At 31.3% G+C, this 5314-nt stretch carries 6 protein-coding genes; 2 read left to right on the top strand and 4 right to left on the bottom strand.

All coding sequences use genetic code 11. From position 1 onward, the window contains the following. The coding region (locus KKI21_01665) for a hypothetical protein (GenBank protein MBU4284911.1) at positions 1 to 253 on the top strand (253 nt) is incomplete at its 5' end. A gap of 131 nt (positions 254 to 384) precedes the next feature. Here the strand turns inward: KKI21_01665 and KKI21_01660 are convergent. From KKI21_01660 to KKI21_01650, 3 genes are all read right to left on the bottom strand, one after another. Then, entirely contained in the window at positions 385 to 1137 is a 753-nt protein-coding gene (locus KKI21_01660; GenBank protein MBU4284910.1) for a hypothetical protein, read from the bottom strand. Positions 1138 to 1264: 127 nt separating this feature from the next. Continuing rightward, on the bottom strand, positions 1265 to 3583 hold the full coding sequence (locus tag KKI21_01655) for an N-6 DNA methylase (protein ID MBU4284909.1): 2319 nt from the start codon (positions 3581 to 3583) through the stop codon (positions 1265 to 1267). A 47-nt stretch (positions 3584 to 3630) separates the two neighbouring features. Next, positions 3631 to 4269: a hypothetical protein gene (locus KKI21_01650; protein ID MBU4284908.1), complete on the bottom strand. Its 639-nt coding sequence runs from the start codon at positions 4267 to 4269 to the stop codon at positions 3631 to 3633. 254 nt (positions 4270 to 4523) lie between these two features. Here KKI21_01650 and KKI21_01645 point away from each other — a divergent pair, with 254 nt between their 5' ends. After that, positions 4524 to 4811 carry an HNH endonuclease gene (locus KKI21_01645; GenBank protein MBU4284907.1) on the top strand — a complete coding sequence of 96 codons (288 nt, stop codon included), beginning with the start codon at positions 4524 to 4526 and terminating at the stop codon, positions 4809 to 4811. A gap of 79 nt (positions 4812 to 4890) precedes the next feature. Here the strand turns inward: KKI21_01645 and KKI21_01640 are convergent, their stop codons facing one another. Then, the gene (locus KKI21_01640) at positions 4891 to 5244 is read right to left on the bottom strand and encodes a hypothetical protein (protein MBU4284906.1); all 354 of its coding nucleotides are present in this window, start codon (positions 5242 to 5244) and stop codon (positions 4891 to 4893) included. Positions 5245 to 5314 lie beyond the last annotated feature (70 nt).

Here is a 5314-nt window from a genome sequence, read left to right as displayed (position 1 = left end):
TAATAAAATAGACCGAGTTTTTGGCGAAGATGGACAAATCACCCGTTCAACCCAAAAAAGATTTAGTTACAATTTTAGCAAGGTTAAAGAAATTCTTGAGCCAATTGGCAAATGGAACGAAATTTTAACAATTGATATGCCCAAATTCAGAAAATTGATTGAGACCCTCCCCTACTATCTAAAAAAAGAAATAGACCAAACAAAAACATTAGAAAGAGAATTTAAGGTGATTTCAGCGGTGAAGAAGAAATAAATTATCAACATTTGATGTTGATAATAATGAAGAGAAGTAAAGTTTTGCAAATGTTTTCGGGATGAACGAAGTTTTTATTTCTTTCTTTTTATTTCGTATCAGGCGATATTATTATTTTTTTAAATTAAATATTAGTTGAGTAAAAAATATTTCCAAAATTTATTATTATATTTTTTTCTTAAATCTTTATCTATGTTCCATTTCATCTTATAAAGTAAATATATTAATGGGAACGATAGAAATAAAAGCCCCAAAAGGACAATAATTGGTGCGGCAATTAAAGAAAATAATCTTGATTTAAAGTCTCCATAAGGTGATGAAATATTTTCATAGTTAACTGTCCAATCTTTCTTTCTCGGGACAATATCAATATTTAAATCCTGAATATATTCTTTTGAATACATATTGTATTCAAAAATTAATTTCTCTTGTTTGTTTAATAAATCTATTTTCCATCTATGTTTATTCTCAAGAGATTCTTCTTTTTGTACATTTATTCCGTTTAATATTTTATTGGGTATGGTTTTGATGGTCGGTTGTTCTACAAAATGGATATTTGGATTATCGGATGAGATAACCATGTCAAAATCTTCAATAGATTTGTTACTACTATTCTCCAAAATCTCCAAAAGTACCGTAAGTGAAAAATAACTTTTTATTTTATATTCAGGCTCATCTCGCAAAATATATTTTATTTCGACAGGGTTATTAATGTCAGATCTATTATTCAGTTTATTTTCTGAAAGTATTTTAGAAACAACTAACACATTATTTTCTTTACCTAAATAATCTTTTATATAGTAACCTACGGTGGTAGATATTACTGTGATAATTAGGAATAGAAAAACATATTTAAAACTAAAAGAAGGTTTAACTTCGTTCATATTATTCGATCTTTAATATTTAATTTAAAAAAATAATCATTTGGAATAATGTTTGCGTATTTCTTTTTCCGTTTTGGGCGAAGAGCAAGGGACAGAGCGGGATCAAGGGGTATGCCCTTTACTAGAATCATAAACTCGAAGAATAGGATAGCGATTTAATATAGTTTTCCATATATTCAAAATCAGGATTTCCGTTTTTGCTTGGTAATTTTATGCTTATTTCTTCCATTCTTGTTTGGCTGCATTTTCTTCCATAGTTATACCTGTATTGTTCCAAATTCAAAATTGTTGTTAAAAACATCGCAATATATTTATTCATTTTGAATTTTGGTATTAATTTTTCGACATGATCACTTGCAGAAAATGGCAATGCTTGATAAGAACAATAACCCAAAACAGCACTATCGGCTACTAAAACATCGCCTTCTTCTGAGTAAAAATTATAAAATCCTTCAATGCCGTTATTGGTTGCTTGTGTCGTAACAAAAGGGTATTTGCCTTTTCCGTATTCCGCTAATTCTAAAAGAGGCGTTGTTTTGCTTCCTTGTATTTTAAATAAAGTCGTCATTTCAAAATTCTTCCAATTTGTAATATTTAAACTAACTTTATTTTTTGAAAACGACAATTTAGAAACTTGCTCCGACAAACCATTACCTAATAAAAATGTTACATAATTTAACTGTGTTTGAATAAAATCATCATCAGATAAGTTTGAGTAATCTGTTTCCATATATGCTTCCGCTGACCATTCTATTTCAGCAGTAACTATTTGGTTGACACTAAATCCAGGTTCATTTTTTCTATTGATAAAATTTGAAAGCCACTTTTTTTTAATCTCTGACCATTTGCCATAAGCGTCAATTCTTCCTTTTGTCTTTCTTTTTACAAATCCGTCATCTTTGTAATAACCAAAATATGTTTCTTTATGGTTTGGGTGTGGTTTATGGGCTGTAAAAACCATGGCACAAGAAACAACACCTACTTTTGAATTAAAGAACAATTCATCTGGCATTGATAAAACCGCTTGTAGCGTATGTTTTTCAAGAATTTTCTTTTTTAACTCCAAAACCTTGCCGCTTGTCGCTAAAGCACTTTGCATTGGCACAATTGCAACACAAGTTCCGCCATCAACTAAGCATTCTAAATTATTCAAAATAAACTCTAATTCATCTGTATCGGTTTTTTTGTTTGATTTGTAAGGTGGATTCAAAAAGCCAACCGTTGGTTTCTTTGCCCTTACCTCTTCAATCACTTCTTCATCAAAACAACTGCCATTTATGATATTTGTTTTTCCGTCTTGGTGGATATACATATTTGAAATCGCCAAAGCAAAAATATGCGATTGATATTCAGTTCCGATAAGCTGTTTTGATTTTATTTCTTTAATTTTTGTTTCATCGCCTTTTGCATCTGCGATCATTTTCTTCATTGCGCTAATCAAGAATCCTCCCGTACCAGCACAATTATCATAAGCAATTGAATTTTTGTTTACTTGTGCCAAATCCGAAAAAAATTCTGTAATGTGTGGAGGCGTTAATACAATCCCCAATCCTTTATCACTGTTTGCGTATCTTAAAAATTCAATATAAAGCTGACCCAAAACATCAAAGTATCTATGCGTTTTAATAAAAGCATTTATGTTTTCATCAATCTCATCAATAATCTCTTTCAAAACATTTTCTTTTTTGGATAAAGAAGTATCTGTTTTGATAAAACTAAATTGAGTATTTAAATTCTCTAATTTTTTGCCTGCGATATTTGCATTCTCCAATTCATCAGAAACCGTTTGGATAAGAGAAGCAGCAAGATTTTCTGGTTTTTTATGTGAGGCATAAGACTTTTTAAAAGCCGTATTTTCTAAAGCAATTAAAATTGAACTAATCAATAAACTTCTTTGACTTTCAAGAATTTTATAAGTGTGTAACTTTTCGTTAAGTCGTTTTGTGAAGTCCAAAAGAGAATTATAATCTTGTCTGAATTTTTCTGGACTTTTTAAATATCCGTTTAAATAGTCGTCAACAGGCAAAAATTTATTTCCAAAAATTGAAATTGCCTTTTTCTCATCTCTCAAATGTAAAAAATGAGAAACTCTTAACGATTGTTTTGTTTCTCCGCTAATTGCGATTGCTAAAACATCAAAACCCCTAGATAAATAGGAAGCATAAAGTAAGGCGCCATCAACCGCGAACTCTGAATATTTGTCATAATCTTTGCTTTCGTGTTTAGTTACATCCGCTTTGCATTCAACAACAATTAATAAATCAGGATTAGTTTTGTAACTAATGATAAATTCGGGATAACCTTTCCCGTCGCCTTTTTTTGAGGCAGTTTTTAACAACTTATCAATTTTTGGATTATCTGAGCGTTGTTCTTCTATGAAAACAGAATCCAAAAATTTAGAAAAATGTTCGCGAGCTAAAAACTCGGTTTTTCTTTCATTCATAATAATATTTTTATATTGTATTATATCTAAAAATCGCTAAAAAAGAAAATTTAGGACCAACTTATAATGGGCTTTTTGATCACATATTTAACAACGCCGTTTATCAAAAATTTGTCGGTTTCATGAATAAAAATTGGCGGATGATTTTCTGTTGATTCAGACATTAGAGAAATAATTTTATTTTTAGAATCCAGTAATAATTTTTTTATGTTTGCGCAATTATCAATAATTGCCAAAACATAGTCGTTTGGCTGGGGTTGTTTTTTTGAATTAATAATTACATAATCTCCGTCTTCAATATTTTGTCCATTGATATTCGCCTTGTTCATTGAATTACCTGATGCCTTAATAGCAAGTAGTTCATTGCTATCTTTAATAATATTTTTTGATACTTTAATATACCCTTCCAAATTTTCTTCTGCGAAAATATTTGCATCACCGCAGTTTGCATATCCTAAAACTGGAATCGCTAAAAACAATCCTTTTTGCGGAGTATCATCTTTAATATGTTTGATTTTACCAGTTTTTTTATCAATTTTAATAAAACCTTTTTCTTCAAGTTTTTTCAAGTGATAAGATATTTTAAAGGGGTGAGATTCTCCGACCAATCTTCCAATTTGTCTAAGTCCATCTCGTTTTAAATTTAACTTGTCGGCAAAACTTAATATTTTTTGTTGAATTGGATGCATATTTTTTAAATACCGGTTATGTTTCTATCATAATCCTCCGTTTAATACCTGTCAAGTGTTTGACGCTTTAATATAAATTTGACAGAAATAAATGTTTTTGCTAAGATGAGAGCATAAATACCAAAATCAAAACGGGACCTAGTCGAACCCCACTTGAAAATATGCGGTCGAATATCCGCACAAACCACCTTAATAATTAAAGGATAGCACATCTTCAGGTTTTGGGGAAATTTAATCATTAAATTTAGAAAATTATGTACAGAAAAGAACGATGGTCAAATGAAACAATTTTGGATGTTTGGGAAAAGGGCAAAATTGTAGGCGATAATGATCCAAAAGTATTTAGAAAAGACGCATGTGGAGCATGGATGCAGTTTAGTAAGCATGGCGACAGAGATGCAAAATATGGTTGGGAGATAGACCACATTATACCAGAATCAAATCGCGGTAGTGATGCTCTTTCTAATCTACAACCCCTACATTGGAAAAATAATGTTGAAAAAGGAGATTCGTCTCAATTGAAATGTGCAATTAGAGATTAGTATTCTATAATTAAACAAGGATAAAACTGCCGTAATAGGCGGTTTTATTTTTATAATAAATAAAAATCGTTCCCCAAATCTACTTTGGCGTGTATTTCTCAAAATTGCCACAGGGTTTGTAGCCGGCTGCTTGGGCTTCTTTTTCGGAGGAGAATTGAATTTGGTTTTGAGGTGATATTCTTTGGGCATGCGGGCAGTCGGGCCAATGGTATTTGTCGCTGTTGATGCTTCCTACAATTTTTCCTTCAGCCACTACGGATTGTTGGATGGAGGCCGTTAAAGATGGCGTTTCAATCACAATTGGCTTGTCTTCAACTGACGAAACGGACAATCGGCCAAATCCAAAACTAATTAAGGCGGTTAGGACAATTCCCGTGGTTAAGATGATTTCGGGTTCGTATTTCTTGACGAATTTTTTAATTTGAGATAACATAGAGGCATGTCTAAAACAAAAGCGGCGGGGTCTACAAAGTTAGGTCGCGATTCGCAACCACAATATTTAG

This window comes from Patescibacteria group bacterium, from assembly GCA_018897295.1.
Classification (GTDB): Bacteria; Patescibacteriota; Minisyncoccia; order RBG-13-40-8-A; family RBG-13-40-8-A; genus JAHILA01.
The sequence above is the reverse complement of the archived record's forward strand: the minus strand, read 5'-3'. Positions and strand labels throughout refer to the sequence as shown.

What these genes read in the sequence shown, in the direction of transcription:
- KKI21_01650 (MBU4284908.1), bottom strand. Translation starts at nt 4,269, where the DNA reads ATGCATCCAATTCAACAAAAAATATTAAGTTTTGCCGACAAGTTAAAT.
- KKI21_01640 (MBU4284906.1), bottom strand. Translation starts at nt 5,244, where the DNA reads ATGTTATCTCAAATTAAAAAATTCGTCAAGAAATACGAACCCGAAATC.
- KKI21_01660 (MBU4284910.1), bottom strand. Translation starts at nt 1,137, where the DNA reads ATGAACGAAGTTAAACCTTCTTTTAGTTTTAAATATGTTTTTCTATTC.
- KKI21_01645 (MBU4284907.1), top strand. Translation starts at nt 4,524, where the DNA reads ATGTACAGAAAAGAACGATGGTCAAATGAAACAATTTTGGATGTTTGG.